15 protein-coding genes and 1 pseudogene are annotated in these 14,269 nt (G+C 69.4%); 7 read left to right on the top strand and 9 right to left on the bottom strand.

Annotated elements, in window-relative coordinates; all coding sequences use genetic code 11:
- The coding region (locus DMC18_RS19550; protein WP_110133230.1) for an OB-fold domain-containing protein at positions 1–1,109 on the top strand (1,109 nt) is incomplete at its 5' end.
- Positions 1,110–1,116: 7 nt separating this feature from the next.
- Here the strand turns inward: DMC18_RS19550 and DMC18_RS19555 are convergent.
- Complete coding sequence (locus tag DMC18_RS19555; protein WP_199228353.1) at positions 1,117–1,503, bottom strand: type II toxin-antitoxin system VapC family toxin; 387 nt, start codon at positions 1,501–1,503, stop codon at positions 1,117–1,119.
- Positions 1,500–1,754 carry a type II toxin-antitoxin system VapB family antitoxin gene (locus DMC18_RS19560; protein WP_110118576.1) on the bottom strand — a complete coding sequence of 85 codons (255 nt, stop codon included), beginning with the start codon at positions 1,752–1,754 and terminating at the stop codon, positions 1,500–1,502. The genes DMC18_RS19555 and DMC18_RS19560 overlap by 4 nt, the downstream gene beginning before the upstream one ends.
- 58 nt (positions 1,755–1,812) lie before the next feature.
- On the opposite strand from DMC18_RS19560, the gene DMC18_RS19565 reads away from it, so the two are divergent.
- Both DMC18_RS19565 and DMC18_RS19570 read left to right on the top strand, forming a co-directional pair.
- Positions 1,813–3,015 (top strand): acetyl-CoA acetyltransferase, encoded by a 1,203-nt coding sequence (locus tag DMC18_RS19565; RefSeq protein ID WP_110118577.1) that lies wholly within the window; start codon positions 1,813–1,815, stop codon positions 3,013–3,015.
- Positions 3,016–3,047: 32 nt separating this feature from the next.
- Entirely contained in the window at positions 3,048–4,157 is a 1,110-nt protein-coding gene (locus tag DMC18_RS19570) for a DUF3089 domain-containing protein (protein WP_110118578.1), read from the top strand.
- A gap of 35 nt (positions 4,158–4,192) precedes the next feature.
- Here DMC18_RS19570 and recG read toward each other — a convergent pair whose 3' ends face one another.
- On the bottom strand, positions 4,193–6,268 hold the full coding sequence (recG, locus tag DMC18_RS19575) for an ATP-dependent DNA helicase RecG (protein ID WP_110133231.1): 2,076 nt from the start codon (positions 6,266–6,268) through the stop codon (positions 4,193–4,195).
- Between the two features lie 99 nt (positions 6,269–6,367).
- Between recG and DMC18_RS19580 the strand changes: the two genes are divergently transcribed.
- Positions 6,368–7,111, top strand: coding sequence for an alpha/beta fold hydrolase (locus tag DMC18_RS19580; protein ID WP_110118581.1), 744 nt, complete (start codon positions 6,368–6,370; stop codon positions 7,109–7,111).
- On the opposite strand, the gene DMC18_RS19585 is transcribed toward DMC18_RS19580, so the two are convergent.
- From DMC18_RS19585 to tcyJ, 4 genes are read right to left on the bottom strand one after another with little or no spacing between them, the layout of a single operon-like run.
- Complete coding sequence (locus DMC18_RS19585) at positions 7,101–7,424, bottom strand: hypothetical protein (RefSeq protein WP_110118582.1); 324 nt, start codon at positions 7,422–7,424, stop codon at positions 7,101–7,103. The genes DMC18_RS19580 and DMC18_RS19585 overlap by 11 nt on opposite strands.
- 60 nt (positions 7,425–7,484) lie before the next feature.
- Positions 7,485–8,225, bottom strand: coding sequence for an amino acid ABC transporter ATP-binding protein (locus DMC18_RS19590; RefSeq protein WP_110118583.1), 741 nt, complete (start codon positions 8,223–8,225; stop codon positions 7,485–7,487).
- Complete coding sequence (gene tcyL / locus DMC18_RS19595) at positions 8,222–8,875, bottom strand: cystine ABC transporter permease (protein ID WP_110118584.1); 654 nt, start codon at positions 8,873–8,875, stop codon at positions 8,222–8,224. Before tcyL ends, DMC18_RS19590 begins: the two co-directional genes overlap by 4 nt.
- A gap of 3 nt (positions 8,876–8,878) precedes the next feature.
- On the bottom strand, positions 8,879–9,676 hold the full coding sequence (gene tcyJ / locus DMC18_RS19600; RefSeq protein ID WP_110118585.1) for a cystine ABC transporter substrate-binding protein: 798 nt from the start codon (positions 9,674–9,676) through the stop codon (positions 8,879–8,881).
- A gap of 168 nt (positions 9,677–9,844) precedes the next feature.
- Here tcyJ and DMC18_RS19605 point away from each other — a divergent pair, with 168 nt between their 5' ends.
- The gene (locus DMC18_RS19605; protein WP_110118586.1) at positions 9,845–11,323 is read left to right on the top strand and encodes a M48 family metalloprotease; all 1,479 of its coding nucleotides are present in this window, start codon (positions 9,845–9,847) and stop codon (positions 11,321–11,323) included.
- 19 nt (positions 11,324–11,342) lie between these two features.
- Here DMC18_RS19605 and DMC18_RS19610 read toward each other — a convergent pair whose 3' ends face one another.
- On the bottom strand, positions 11,343–12,458 hold the full coding sequence (locus DMC18_RS19610; RefSeq protein ID WP_110118587.1) for a beta-ketoacyl-ACP synthase III: 1,116 nt from the start codon (positions 12,456–12,458) through the stop codon (positions 11,343–11,345).
- A 307-nt stretch (positions 12,459–12,765) separates the two neighbouring features.
- On the opposite strand from DMC18_RS19610, the gene DMC18_RS19615 reads away from it, so the two are divergent.
- Entirely contained in the window at positions 12,766–13,302 is a 537-nt protein-coding gene (locus DMC18_RS19615) for a porin family protein (protein WP_110118588.1), read from the top strand.
- 78 nt (positions 13,303–13,380) lie between these two features.
- On the opposite strand, the gene DMC18_RS19620 is transcribed toward DMC18_RS19615, so the two are convergent.
- Complete coding sequence (locus DMC18_RS19620; protein ID WP_110118589.1) at positions 13,381–13,863, bottom strand: DUF805 domain-containing protein; 483 nt, start codon at positions 13,861–13,863, stop codon at positions 13,381–13,383.
- 170 nt (positions 13,864–14,033) lie between these two features.
- On the opposite strand from DMC18_RS19620, the pseudogene DMC18_RS19625 reads away from it, so the two are divergent.
- Positions 14,034–14,269 (top strand): annotated as a pseudogene (locus DMC18_RS19625) (hypothetical protein); the annotation flags it as partial.

The raw sequence follows: 14,269 nt of genomic DNA on the forward strand, positions 1-14,269 counted from the left end.
CCGCCGGCAAGCGGGTGCTGGTCGCCGCCGGCGAGCACCGCCGGGCGCGCGCCGCCTCGCCGCAGGAACTGGACTTCGGCGACGCCGCCGCCGCCTTCGTCGTCTCGCCCGACGGCGCCGCCGCGACCTTCCTTGGCCGGGGCACGGTCACCGACGACTTCGTCGATCACTTCCGAGGCTCGGACGCGGAGTTCGACTACGCCTGGGAGGAGCGCTGGATCCGCGACGAGGGCATCGTCAAGCTGGTCCCGCCGGCCATCCGTGACGCGCTGGAGGCGGCGGGCGTCTCGGCCGGCGAGGTGGACCATTTCTGCTTCCCGTCGGTCTTTGCCGGCATGGGCGCGACCCTGGCCAAGACGCTGGGCGTGCGTCCCGAGGCGGTTCGCGACACCCTGGCCGCCCAGCTCGGCGAGGCCGGCGCCGCCCACGGTCCGCTGCTGCTGGCCCATGCGCTGGAACAGGCCAGGCCGGGCGAGATCATCCTGGTCGCCCAGTTCGGCCAGGGCGCCGAGGCGCTGGTCTTCCGCGCCGGCGACGGCGTCGGCAACGGGGCGCCGGCCCGCGGCGTGACCGGCGCGCTCGCCGACCGCCAGGAAGAGACCAACTACCTGAAGTTCCTCGTCTTCAACGACCTCGTCGAATGGGACAGGGGCATGCGGGCCGAAAAGGACAACAAGACGGCCCTGACCACGCTCTACCGTAACCGCGACCAGATCCTGGGCCTGGTCGGCGGCCGCTGCCGCGAGACCGGCGTCGTGCAGTTCCCCCGCACCCGCATTTCGGTGGCCCCCAACAATCCGGCGGTGGACACCCAGGAGCCCTGCCGCTTCGCCGAGCGCCGGGCGCAGGTGCTGACCTATTCGGCCGACTACCTGACCTTCTCGATGAGCCCGCCCAACCACTACGGCATGATTGTCTTCGAGGGCGGCGGACGGATCATGCTCGACATCACCGACGTCGCCCCTGGCGAGGTCGAGACCGGCCTGCCGGTGAAGATGGTCTTCCGCATCAAGGACCGCGACGAGAAGCGCGGTTTCGTCCGCTATTTCTGGAAGGCCGCGCCGGACCGGGCGGCGGTCGCGGCATCGACTGCCCAGGCGGCGGAGTAGGGCGGTGTCAGAGCACGCGCTTCACGTCGGTGGCGGCGAAGTCCTCGCCCTTGAACAGCAGCGGCAGGTCGCGCGCCTTGGCCAGGGCGTAGGCGAAGCAGTCGCCGAAGTTCAGGCCGCGCGCGCCACGTCCGTAATCGCGATAAGCGTTTCTGGCCAGCACGAGCATAGGCTCGTCGAACGCAACGACGGTCAGGTTCAGGTCTGCCACCAGGGCTTCGAAGTCCGCCGCCTTCTCCGCGCCGAAGCGGCGATGGATGACGATGTAGCCCTCAAGCCTCGTGGGGGCGGCGACCAGCGGCCTTTCCATCCGGACGATCGTCTGGAGAAAGGCCTCGCCTTCGGGCTCCCGCTGGAAGATCGCGATCAAGGCCGAGGTGTCGACGACGATCACTTAGGCAGGCCGTCGGCGTCGTACAGCAGTTCTTCGTCCGAGCCTTCGCGCAACACGGGCGCTTCGGCGACGCGGTCCTGGATCGCGCGGATGCGCGCCATTCGCGCCTCAAGGTCGTCGGCCTTCCCGGGCGTGCGATCCAGTCGTTCACGCAGGGCGACGACGACAGCCTCGGTCAGGGTTTCGCCCGTCCGTTCAATGAGTTCTCGGGCCAACCGGTCGGCCTCGGCGTTGCGGATATAGAGGCTCATGCTTCCGTATATACACCCGATCAATACGCCCGAGAAGGCGAGCTAAGGGAGACCCAAGATGGCCAGCGGCATCCGCGACAAGGTCGCCATTCTCGGCATGGGCTGCAGCAAGTTCGGCGAGCGCTGGGACGCTGGGCCCGACGACCTGATGGTCGAGGCCTATGTCGAGGCGATGGCCGACGCCGGCATCGAGGCCAGCCAGCTCGACGCGGCCTGGTTCTCGACCCACATCGACGAGATCGGCACGGGCAAGGGCGGCACACCGCTGTCGATCGCGCTTCGCCTGCCCAACATCGCCGTCACCCGGGTGGAGAACTTCTGCGCCTCGGGCTCGGAGGCCTTCCGCGGGGCGGTCTATGCGGTCGCCGCCGGGGCGGCCGACATCGCCCTGGCCGTCGGGGTCGAGAAGCTGAAGGACACCGGCTATGGCGGTCTGCCGTTCGGCGCGCCGGGCACGCTGACGCCGCAGGTCATGCCCAACGGCTCGGCGCCCGGCAACTTCGCCCAGCTGGCCAGCGCCTATCGCGCCAAGCACGGGGTCTCGAAGGAGGATCTGAAGCGGGCCATCGCCCACGTCTCGGTCAAGAGCCACGCCAACGGCGCCAAGAATCCCAAGGCTCACCTGCGCAAACCGATCACCGCCGAGCAGGCCCTGAACGCGCCGATCATCGCCGAGCCGCTTGGCCTGTTCGACTGCTGCGGCGTCTCGGACGGCGCGGCCGCGGCCATCGTCACCACGCCCGAGATCGCCCGCGCCCTGGGCAAGCACGATCTGGTCACGGTCAAGGCCCTGCAGCTGTCGGTCTCCAACGGCTACGAGAGCCAGTACAACGGCTGGGACGGCAGCCACTTCCACACGGCCCGCATCGCCGCCGGCAAGGCCTACAAGGAGGCCGGCATCGAGCGCCCGCGCGAGCAGATCTCGATGATGGAGGTGCACGACTGCTTCTCGGTGACCGAGCTGGTGACCATGGAAGACCTCTTCATCTCGGCCGAGGGCCGGGGCTGGCGCGACGTGCTCGACGGCTTCTACGACGCCGACGGCGGGGTGCCGTGCCAGATCGACGGCGGCCTCAAGTGCTTCGGCCATCCGATCGGCGCTTCGGGCCTGCGCATGCTCTACGAGATGTACCTGCAGCTCCAGGGGCGGGCCGGCGAGCGCCAGCTGCGTGACCCCGTCATCGGCATGACCCACAACCTCGGCGGCGCGCCGGCCAGCAATGTCTGCTCGGTGGCCATCATCGGACGGGAAGGGGCGTAGTGCGCCGCCCCGCTCTGGTGTAGTCGAGGGGCATGGCGGGACGCTTCAAGGGTTTCAAGCGCTGGATCTTCGTCGGATGCGTCCTCTTCCTGGGGACGGTCCTGACGGCGGCGTTCTATTGGCGCTACGACATCCTGCGCACCACCCTCGACCCGAAGGTGCCGTTCCAGACCTACGACCCGCCGCCGGCGCCCAACTACGCCGATCCGGCCGCCTGGGCGCTGCTGCCGCGCGGGGCGACCGGCATGGACCGCGCGGCCGACGTCTTCTTCGTGCACCCGACCACCTTCGACGGCGGGCGGGACTGGAACGCGCCCTACGACCAGCCCAAGGCCAGCCGCTATCTGAACCGGGTCGTCCTGCCCAACTACGCCGCGCCGTTCGCGCGGGTGGGGCGGATCTTCGCGCCGCACTACCGGCAGGCCAGCCTCTACACCTTCCTGACCTTGCGCGACGACGCCCGCGAGGCCCGCCGCTTCGCCTATGGCGACGTGCGCGAGGCTTTCCGCGCCTGGCGCGACCGCTACGACAAGGGCCGGCCACTGGTGATCGTGGGCGTGGAGCAGGGCGGGAGTCTGGCCGCCCGCCTGGTCGCCGATGAGATCGCGCCCGATCCGGTGATGAAGGCCCGCCTGGCCGGGGTCTATCTGATCGAGACCGCCGTGCCCGCTGACGAGTACGTCTCGACCTCGCCGGTGCCGGCCTGCGTGCGCCGTGACGAGGCCGGCTGCATGGTGGCCTGGGCCTCGCTGACCGACGGCGACTTCCAGAAGGCCCAGGAGTGGCTCGGACGCTCCCTGACCTGGATGGGCGGCGACCAGCTGGAGAACCTCAACGGCCGCCAGCCGCTGTGCGTCAACCCGGTGTTCGGGGCGCGCACCGACGAACGCGCCCCGGCCCGCCTGAACCTGGGCGCCGTCAACGCCACGGGCCTGGAATGGGGCGCGCGCCCGGCCTTCCTCAAACGCCAGGTCTGGGCCCAGTGCGAAAACGGCCTGCTGCACACCGGGAGGCCCAAGTCGCCATCCCTGCGCGACACCGGCTCGTGGACGGATCGCCGGAAGGTGGACGGCTACAACCTGTTCTGGGCGGATATCGAGGCGGACGCGGCGGCGCGGGTGGCGGCGCTGGGAAAGCGGTGAGCCCGTTCCCTCTCCCGCAAGGGGAGAAGGGTCTCTTATCCCGCGTCGTTCAGCCCCGACGCCGGCTTCCAGTCGAACAGCGCCTGGAGCGTGCGCACCGCCTCGCCGCGCGGCGAGGTAAGGCCCGGGTCGCGGGCCAGGATCAGGCGGGCGTCGTCGGCGGCGACGGCGATCAGGTCGCGGTGGGCGACGGGGTCGGCCAGGCGATAGGCGGGGAAGCCGCTCTGCTTGAGGCCCAGCGGATCGCCGCCGCCGCGCAGCTCAAGGTCCTTCTCGGCGATCTCGAAGCCGTCGTCGGAGCGGCGCAGGATGTCTAGCCGCTGCTGGGCGACCTCCGACAGCGGCGGGTCGTAGAGCAGCACGCAGGAGCTTTCGCGCATCCCCCGTCCCACGCGCCCGCGAAGCTGGTGCAGCTGCGCCAGGCCGAAGCGGTCTGCGTGCTCGATGACCATGATGCTGGCGTTGGGCACGTTGACCCCGACCTCGACGACGGTGGTGGCGACCAGCACCCCGACCTCGCCGTCGACGAAGGCCTGCATGACCGCGTCCTTCTCGGCCGCCGGCATCTGGCCGTGCACCAGGCCGACGCGCGAGCCCAGGATCTTCTTGAGGTCGGCGGCGCGATCCTCAGCGGCCCGCAGGTCGACCTTTTCAGATTCCGAGACCAGCGGGCAGATCCAGAAGGCCTGGGCGCCGCCCTCTATGGCGACCCGCAGGCGATCGACGATCTCGGGCACGCGCGGCGTCGGCGCGGCGCGGGTGGCGACCGGCGTGCGGCCCGGCGGCTTCTCGTCGATGCGCGAGACGTCGAGGTCGCCGAAGACGGTCAGCTCCAGCGTCCGGGGGATGGGCGTCGCCGACATGGCCAGCAGATGCACCCCGTCGCCCTTTTCCTGCAAGCGCCGCCGCTCGTTGACGCCGAAGCGGTGCTGCTCGTCGATGATGGTCAGGGCCAGGCTCTTGAAGGCCACGTCGTCCTGGAAGAGGGCGTGGGTGCCCACGGCCACGGCGGCGGAGCCATCGGCCAGCTTCTGGAGCTTGGCGGCCCGGGCCGCGCCCTTGTCGCGGCCTGTCAGCAGCACCACGGCCAGGCCTTGCGCCTCCAACGGCGGGGCCAGGGTCTCGTAGTGCTGACGGGCGAGGATTTCTGTCGGGGCCATGAGGGCCGACTGGAAGCCGGCGCCGGCCGCGTCGGCCATGGCCAGCATGGCCACCACCGTCTTGCCCGAGCCGACGTCGCCCTGCAGCAGCCGGCTCATCCGCTCGCCATGGGCCAGGTCGCCGCGCACTTCGGCCAGCGCCCGCACCTGAGCGCCGGTCAGGCGGAAGGGCAGGGCCTTCTCGGCCGCTTCGGCGAGATCCCCGGAGACGATGCGCGGCCCCGGCTGGGCGCGCTTGCCGGCCTTGCGCTGGGCCAGGGCCAGCTGGTGGGCCAGCAGTTCGTCATAGGCCAGGCGGCGGCGGGCGCGCGACAGCGGCGAGAGATCGGCTTCGCTTTGCGGGCCATGCAGTCGCTCGAAGGCCTCGCGCCAGGGCGGCAGGCCCTCGCGCTCCAGCCAGGCGGGGTCCTGCCACTCGGGCAGCGCCGGCGCGCGCGACAGGGCCTCCAGGGCGAACTTGCGGAAGGTGCGCGAGGGCAGGCCCGCCGTGGCGGGATAGACCGGTTCCACGGGCGGGATCTCGTCGACCCGCTCGGCCTCGAGCATGTAGTCGGGATGGGCGACCTGGATCTCCGAACCGTAGCGCTCGACCTTGCCGCTGACCGCGCGCCGTGCGCCGACCGGATGCTGGCGCTCCAGGTGCGGGCCATGGCCCTTGAACCAGGTCAGGGTGACGAAGCCCGTTTCGTCCCAGCCGCGGATCCGCCAGGGCTGGCCCGCGCGCTGCGGCGGCAGGTGGGCGTCGATGGTGACGACGAAGGTCGCCACCTGGCCGTCCTGGGCCAGGGCGGCCGTGGTCGGGGTTCGGCGGATCAGGGCCTGGGGCAGGCTGAACAGCACATCGCGCACCAGCGACCCGGCCAGCCTCTCGACCAGGGGCGCGACGCGGGGCCCCACCCCCTTCAGGGTCGAGATCGCGGCGTACAGCGGAAAGAGCGACTCGGGGCGCATCGGCGGCAGGATAGCCAAGCCGCGCTGTTCCCGTCCCGTTCGCCTTGCGCGAATTTGTGGATCGGCTCGACTGGCGCCTCATTTCACCGAGAGTCGTGCATGCCCTTCGCCACCCACCGCGGCCAGAAGATCCACTACACGGTCGAGGGGCAGGGGCCGCTCGTGGCGCTGCAGCACGGCCTGTTCATGGACGCCGCCAGCTGGCGCGCCAACGGCTTCGTCGCCGCCCTGGCGAGCCGCTTCACGGTGGCCTGTATCGACTCCCTGGGCCATGGGCTCAGCGACAAGCCGTCGGATCCCGCGTTCTACGGCCAGGAACAGCGGGCGGGCGACATCGTGGCCGTGCTCGACGCCCTGGGCGCGGAGAAGGCCCATCTGGTCGGCTATTCGATGGGCGCGTGGATGGCGGTGGGCGTGGCCAAGCATCATCCCGAGCGTCTGGCCTCGCTGATCGTCGGCGGCTGGGACCTGGTGGGCGGCGTGCCCAAGGGACCGGCCGGGCCTATCCGCTTCGACATCTTCTGGGGCTTCTCCCAGCAGGTCGCGCCGGCTCTGGTGGCCTGGGTCACGCCGGAGATCGTGCCGGCCATGCAGGCCTGCTTCGAGGCGCTGGGGCAATTGGACGGCGCGCCCGAGGCGGTGCTCGGGGCGGAGGTTCCGGTGCTGCTGTGGGATGGGATCGCCGATCCCTATCATGGCCCGTCCCAAGCCTTCGCGGCGGAGAACGGTCTGCCGTTCGTGTCGACGGCCGGCGATCACCTGGGGGCGATCATCACGCCGGCCTCTGACGTGGTCGAGCGGCTCGGCGAGTTCTTCGCCGAGGCTCGCGGGATTAGTCGTTAGGCGTTTCGGGGGACGGTTCGGGGTTGCCGACCGGCGACAGCGCCGCCAGCAGGTCGGCCAGTTCATCGGCGCGGGCGGCGCCCGAGACGTTCAGGCGCACATAGAGATATTCGGCCGCGTGCTTCTCGGCGGCTTCGGAAAAGCCGCGCGTGGAGTCATGCAGATTGTTGGCTTCACCAGCGAACACCACGTCGCCTTCGGCGTTGAGATACAGGTAATTGCCGGCGATCGTGGTCCGCGGGTCGCGATCCTCGGCCAGCTTGTAGCGATACACGGCGCCGGAGGCGCCTTTCAGGTCGATATAGGGTTTCACGAATCCTCGCCTCTAGACACACGGCGTAGCCCGGAGGCGTGCCGGGCGCCAGAGGCCAAATTATGGCTGCAAGCTTCGCAATTTACTGAGAAACCTTTGGGTACGTTCCTGACGGGGCGATGCGAAAAGCTCCGCCGACGGTCCCGCTTCGAGAATGCGGCCCTCGTCCATGAAGATCGTGCGGTCGGCGACCTCGCGCGCGAACTCCATCTGGTGGGTGACGATGACCATGGTTCGCTTCTCGGCGGCGAGGTCGCGGATCACCGCCAGCACCTCGCCCACCAGCTCCGGATCGAGGGCCGAGGTGGGCTCGTCGAACAGGATGACCTCGGGGTCCATGGCCAGGGCCCGGGCGATGGCGCAGCGCTGCTGCTGGCCGCCGGAGAGGGCGCGGGGATAGGCGTCGGCGCGGTGGGCGAGGCCGACCTTGGTCAGCAGCGCCAGCGCCTGTTCGCGGGCCTTGGCGGGCGGATCGCCGCGCACCACGATCGGCGCCTCGGCGACGTTCTGCGCCGCCGTGCGATGCGGGAAGAGGTTGAAGCTCTGGAACACGAAGCCGACCCGGCCCTTCAGCGCCCGGGCCAGCGGAACCTTGCCGCCGGCCGCGACGCCGGCGATCGACAGCGTCCCGCCGTCCAGCGCTTCCAGCCCGGCCAAGCAGCGCAGCAGGGTGCTCTTGCCCGAGCCGCTGGGACCGATGACGGCCACCACCTCGCCAGGGGCGACGTCGAGGTCGACGCCGTCCAGCACCGTGGTGTCGCCGAACCGCTTGACGAGGCCCTGGGCCAGGATGGCGCTCATCGGCGGGCCTCCGCGCGGCGTTCCAGCCAGCCCTGGCCCAGGGCGAGCAGGCTGGAGACGATCCAGTAGATGGCCGCGGCGCTGAGATACATGGCGAAGATCTCGTAGGTGCGGGCGGTGATCAGCTGGGCCTGGCGGAACAGTTCGGGCACCTGGATGGTGGCGGCCAGGGAGGTGTCCTTCACCAGGCTGATGAAGCTGTTGGACAGCGGGGCCACGGCGGTGCGGGCCGCCTGGGGCAGGATGATGCGGCGCATGGCCTGGCCGCGGGTCAGGCCCAGCACGGCGGCGGCCTCCCACTGTCCCTTGTCGACGGCGGCGATGGCGCTGCGCAGGATCTCGCCGGCGTAGGCGGCGACGTTCAGCGAAAAGCCGATGCCGGCCGCGACCAGCGGCGGCAGCTCCAGCCCCAGCTGTGGCAGGCCGTAATAGATCAGGAACAGCTGCACCAGCAGCGGCGTGCCCCGGAAGGCCGAGACATAGATCGCCGCCGGCCAGCGCAGCAGCGGCGATCGCGACAGCCGCATCAAGGCGAGGCCAAAGCCGAGCACCAGGCCCAGGCCCATGCCGATCAGGCTGAGCGCGACGGTATAGATCGCCCCTTTCAGCAGCAGCGGGGCCGACTGGGCGATGAGCTCGGCGGCGGTCATCGGCTAGAGCGTCACGTCCTGGGCGAACCATTTCTGCGAGATGGCGGCCAGCCGGCCGTCGGCGCGCAGGGCGTCGATGGCCTGGTCGATCAGCACCTTCAGGGCGGGATCGCGCTTCATGACCACGCCCTGGCTCTGCGGGGCGAAGGGCGGGCCGGCGGCGACGAGGTCGGGGGCGGTCTTCAGGAAGTCGGCGGCGACCAGGCGGTCGTTCAGCACCGCGTCGATGCGGCCGGCCCGCAGGTCCTGGTACTTGGTCGGATCGTCGTCATAGGTGCGGATCTGCGCCTTGGGCTGGTTGTCGCGCAGCCACTGCTCATAGTGGGTGCCCAGGCCAACGCCGACCTTCTTGCCGGCCAGGTCGGCGGGGCCGACGACGCCGCCCTTGCCCTTGGGGACGATGATCAGGATGCCCGAGACGGTGTAGGGCTTGGAGAAGTCGTACTTGGCCTCGCGCTCGGGCGTGATGGTGATCTGGTTGATGACGACGTCGGTGCGGCCCGACTCCAGCGCGCCCAACAGGCCGGCGAACGGCGCGGGGAAGAACTCGGGCTTCACCTTCATCTGCTCGGCCAGGGCCCGGGCGAAGTCGACGTCGAAGCCGGTCAGCTGGCCGTCGGCGCCCTGGAAGTTGAACGGCGGATAGGTGCCTTCCAGCCCGATGCGGAGGGTCTTGGTCGCCTCGATCCGCGCCGCTCCGCTCTGGCCCGCGCCGGCGTCCTTGCCGCCGCAGCCGGCCAAGGTGAGGGCGCTTCCGGCGCCCAGGCCCAGCAGGACGTCACGACGGGCAAGGAATCGCATGGCGGGCCTCGAAGCAAAGGTCATCAGCGCAGTTCTATACCGAGCCTTGGCCGCCGCCAGGGGGAAGACGCTTGCATGACCGTCCGCGCGCGACCTGACGGCGATTTAACCTGACGCGGACGATCAGCTCTGGCTTCCTGCCGCCAGTTTGTTTGCGGGGGAACGCACATGGCCCAGAGCTTCGATCCAGCGGCGGCCACCGCCGCCTATCTGGCGCAACTGCCGCCTGAGGCCCACGCCAAGGCGACGGCCTACACGCAAGGGGGCCACTGGCTGCTGCTGTGGGGCGCGCTGGTCGCCATCCTCGTCTCGTTCCTGATCGTGCGCAGCGGCCTGCTGACCGGGCTGCGGCGCAAGATCGAGGGACGGCGCACGCGGCCCGTGCTGGCCAGCTTCGTGGTCGGGGTGGTCTATCTGGTCGTCGACAGCCTGCTGTCCCTGCCGTGGGCGGTCTACAGCCAGTGGTGGCGGCAGACGCAGTACGGCCTGACCAGCCAGGCCTTCAGCGGCTGGCTGATCGAGGGCGCGATCTCCCTGGCCATCACCGCCGTGATCGGCGGCCTGTTCTTCACGCTGCTCTACGCCCTGATCCGCAGGGCGCCGCGCACCTGGTGGGCGTGGAGCGGCGGCCTGACGGCGGTGTTCATCGCCGCCAGCCTCTTGCTGGCGCCGCTCTATATCGAGCCGATCTTCAACCACTACACGCCCGCGCCCGCCGGGCCGGTGCGCGACGAGGTCGTCGCCATGGCCAGGACCGTCGGCGTGCCGTCCGACAAGATCTTCGTCTATGACGGCTCCAAGCAGTCCAACGCCTACACCGCCAACGTCTCGGGCCTGTTCGGTTCGGCGCGCGTCGCCATGAGCGACACCATGTTCAAGAAGGGCGCGGACATCGCCGAGGTGCGCGGCGTGGTCGGTCACGAGATGGGCCATTACGCCCACCAGCACGCGATCTGGATCGCCGGGGTGATGAGCCTGCTGGCGATCGCCGCGTTCTTCCTGGTCGATCGCCTGTTTGCGCCGGTCGCGCGCCTGCTGGGCGCCGACCAGGTCAGGGGCGTGGCCGATCCGGCCGGCCTGCCGGTGCTGAGCGCCGTGCTGACCGTGCTGTTCCTGCTGGCGACGCCGGTGACCAGCAGCCTGATCCGCATCGCCGAAAGCGACGCCGACCGCTTCAGCCTGGTGCACTTCAACGAGCCGGACGGCCTGTCCAAGGCCCTGGTCAAGACCATCGAATACCGCGCCGCCACGCCGGGCCGGCTGGAGGAGATCATCTTCTACGACCACCCCGCCGTCGGCCGCCGCATCCAGCGGGCGATGGAGTGGAAGGCGGCGCATCCGAAGGCTTCGCCGACCGCGGCGCTCGACGCGGCGGCCAGGGCGGCCTTTGTCGGCCGTACGGCGATGTTCCCGCCGCCCATGCCCGTGGGGACGGGCGGCGTCGTTCTAAACGCCGACGGTTCGTGGTTTCAGCGGCACGACTTCGGTGTGGAGCAGGGGCGCTATGCGATCGACGGCGGCAGGCTGTGCCTGACTTCCGAGAAGGGCGCGCGCACCTGCTACGCGATCGGCCGCAGCGGCCAGGACTGGACCCTGGCCGCCGAGGGCGGAGCGCCGGTTTCGGTGACGCTGGAGCCGATCGCCTGACGGCGCTCCGGCAGAGGCGTCAGCGCTTCCTGACGAACACCGTGCCGGCCGAATAGCCGGCGCCGAAGCTGCAGATCAGGCCCGTGTCGCCGGCGACGAAGTCGTCGTTGGCGGTGTGGAAGGCGATGATCGAGCCGGCCGAGGAGGTGTTGGCGTATTCGTCGAGGATGATGACGTTCTCGCCGGCCTCGGGATCGCGGCCCAGCACCTTGCGGGCGATCAGGTCGTTCATGTTGATGTTGGCCTGGTGCAGCCACAGGCGCTTGAGGGCCGTGGCGTCCAGGCCGATGTCGCCGGCGTGCTCGACGATCATCTCGCTGACCATCGGCACCACCTCGCGGAACACCTTGCGGCCTTCCTGCACGAACAGCTTGTCCCTGGCGCCGACGCCTTCCGGGGCGGCGTTGTTGAGGAAGCCGAAGTTGTTGCGGATGTTGTTGGAGAACTGGGTCTTCAGGCGCGTGCCCAGGATCTCCCAGCCGCCCGTGGCCTGCGAGGCCTCTTCGATGATCACGGCCGTGGCCACGTCGCCGAAGATGAAGTGGCTGTCGCGGTCCTTGAAGTTCAGGTGGCCCGAGCAAATCTCGGGATTGACCATCAGCACGGCCTTGGCGCTGCCGGTGGCGATGAAGTCGGCGGCGGTCTTGATGCCGAAGGTGGCCGATGAGCAGGCGACGTTCATGTCGAAGGCGAAGCCCTCGATGCCCAGGGCCTGCTGCACCTCGATGGCCATGGCCGGATAGGCGCGCTGCATGTTCGAGGCCGCGCAGATCACCGCGCCGATCTCCGAAACCGGCTTGCCCCAGGCGGCGATCGCCTGCTGCGCGGCCTTCACCGCCATCTCGGCCAGGATCGAGATCTGGTCGTTGGGACGCTCGGGCAGGACCGGACGCATGACCTCGGGGTCGATGATGCCGTCCTTGTTCATCACGAAGCGCGACTTGATGCCCGAGGCCTTCTCGATGAATTCGGGCGAGGAGGGGGCCAGGGCGACGACTTCGCCGGCTTCGATGGCCTGAGCGTTGGCGGCGTTGAAGCGCTCGACATAGGCGTTGAAGGCGTCGACCAGTTCGGTGTTCGAGATGCTGAACGGCGGGGTGAAGAGTCCCGTGGCGGCGATGACGGCTTGATGCAAGGCGACTGTCCCGATGGCCGGCGCGCGACATTGGCGCGCCGATCTGATCACTGTTTGGTCGGGATCAATAGCACGCCCCGCGCCCGCGTCACCTGCTAGCGACCGTGTCCCCGGCGCATCGGCCGCGGCTATTCGCCCTGCCGTCGGGGAACTTTCCGGGGCCGGCCACAATCCCCCGTGCAAATGTCGGAAACGACACGCAATGGCCCCAAACAAGTCCGCGGACGGTCAAATACGAGCCGCGTTGGCCCCATACCCAGAGGAGGCTGAGGGAGCACAAGAAATCCCAGTACCATGGAGTAAAAAAATGAAGGTTCTCATGTCTGCGGCCCTGGCCGCTGCGTCGGTCGCTGCTGTTCCGGTTCTGGCCCATGCTCAATCGACGTCGCCGGAGATCTACGGCAACCTCGGTTACAACAGCTCGCGCGCCGAAGGCGCCGACACCGGCGCCATCCAAGGTCGCCTGGGCGCGAAGCTGACCCCGCACTTCGGCGTCGAGGGCGAACTGTCCGGCGGCGTGAAGGACGACAACATCGACCGCGCCGGCGTCCGCTCCAACCTCGAGCAGACCCATTCGGCGGCCGTCTATGGCGTCGGCTTCCTGCCGGTGACCCCCAACATCGACCTGATCGGCCGGGTGGGCTACGGCAATACCCAGTTCAAGCAGACCACGGCCGGCGTGCAGAGCAAGTACGACGCCGACAGCGTCAACTACGGCGTCGGCGCCCAGTACAAGTTCGACGACAAGAACGGCGTGCGCGTCGACTACACGCGCCAGCAGTTCCGCGACAACGACGCCGACGACGCCAACGTGGTGTCGGTGGGCTACGCCCGGAAGTTCTAAGTTCCAGGCCTGAAACGAAGAAAGGCGCGTCGTCCTCGCGGACGGCGCGCCTTTTCGTGTTCAGCGTCGGGGGCTGGGTCAGACCGCGGGCGGAGCTTGGTCGGCCGAGGCGTAGTGATAGTGGTGGTGAACGGTCCCGGGACCGCTGAAGCCGTCGCGACCCTTCGGATCCGGCCCGTAGCGGTTCGGACCGGGCGTGCCGTCGAGCAGGTCGAAGATGAAGATCACGAAGCCGCCGAACGGAATGAAGCAGAGCAGCAGCCAGAAGCCGGACTTGTCGCTGTCGTGCAGGCGGCGCACGCTGACGGCCAGGTTCGGAATGAACAGGGCGAGGGTGACGAGGCCGAGAAGGCTGAACAGCACCACGGCGGCGATGCCTGCGGCTGCGTCCGGCTGCGTCGACCCGGTGGTTGTCAGGCCGGTGAAGGAAAAGGCGACGACGCCCATCACCGTCAGGGCCATGTACACCAGGACGCGGAACAGGAAGAACAGCCAGTATTCCGAGCGCGTGGCCCGACCCTCGAACTCGGCGTACTTGCGCAACGGCTCCAGCATCAGCATCGAAAAGGTCCAGAATTTCGCGCGGAACGCGCATGGATCGGTTTCGTCAAGTCTAGGGGGTTGCAAGCCTCGCCGTAAAGCCGCCTTCGCCGCCGAGGCTTGACCCGGCGGTCCCCGCGTCCGAACGTTCTTGGAAAACAAGAGCATCGGGGGAGACGTTGAGCTTGATCATGGTCATTCAGCTGGCCGGTTCGGCCGTGGCCGTCGCCGCCTTGGTGGCGCTGGCCGCCTGGGCGCGACTCGCCCGGCCCACGCCGCCGCTCGATGTCGACGCGGCCATGCGCCTGCTGGCCGAGGAGTTTCCGGATCACCGCATCGACAGCGTCTGGCTGGCCGGCGACGGCGCCGGCCTGGTCGCCCGCTCGGGCGCCGAGGCGCTGGTGCTGTGGCGTCGCGGCGACGGCTA

This window comes from Caulobacter sp. D5, from assembly GCF_003185805.1.
GTDB lineage: Bacteria > Pseudomonadota > Alphaproteobacteria > Caulobacterales > Caulobacteraceae > Caulobacter.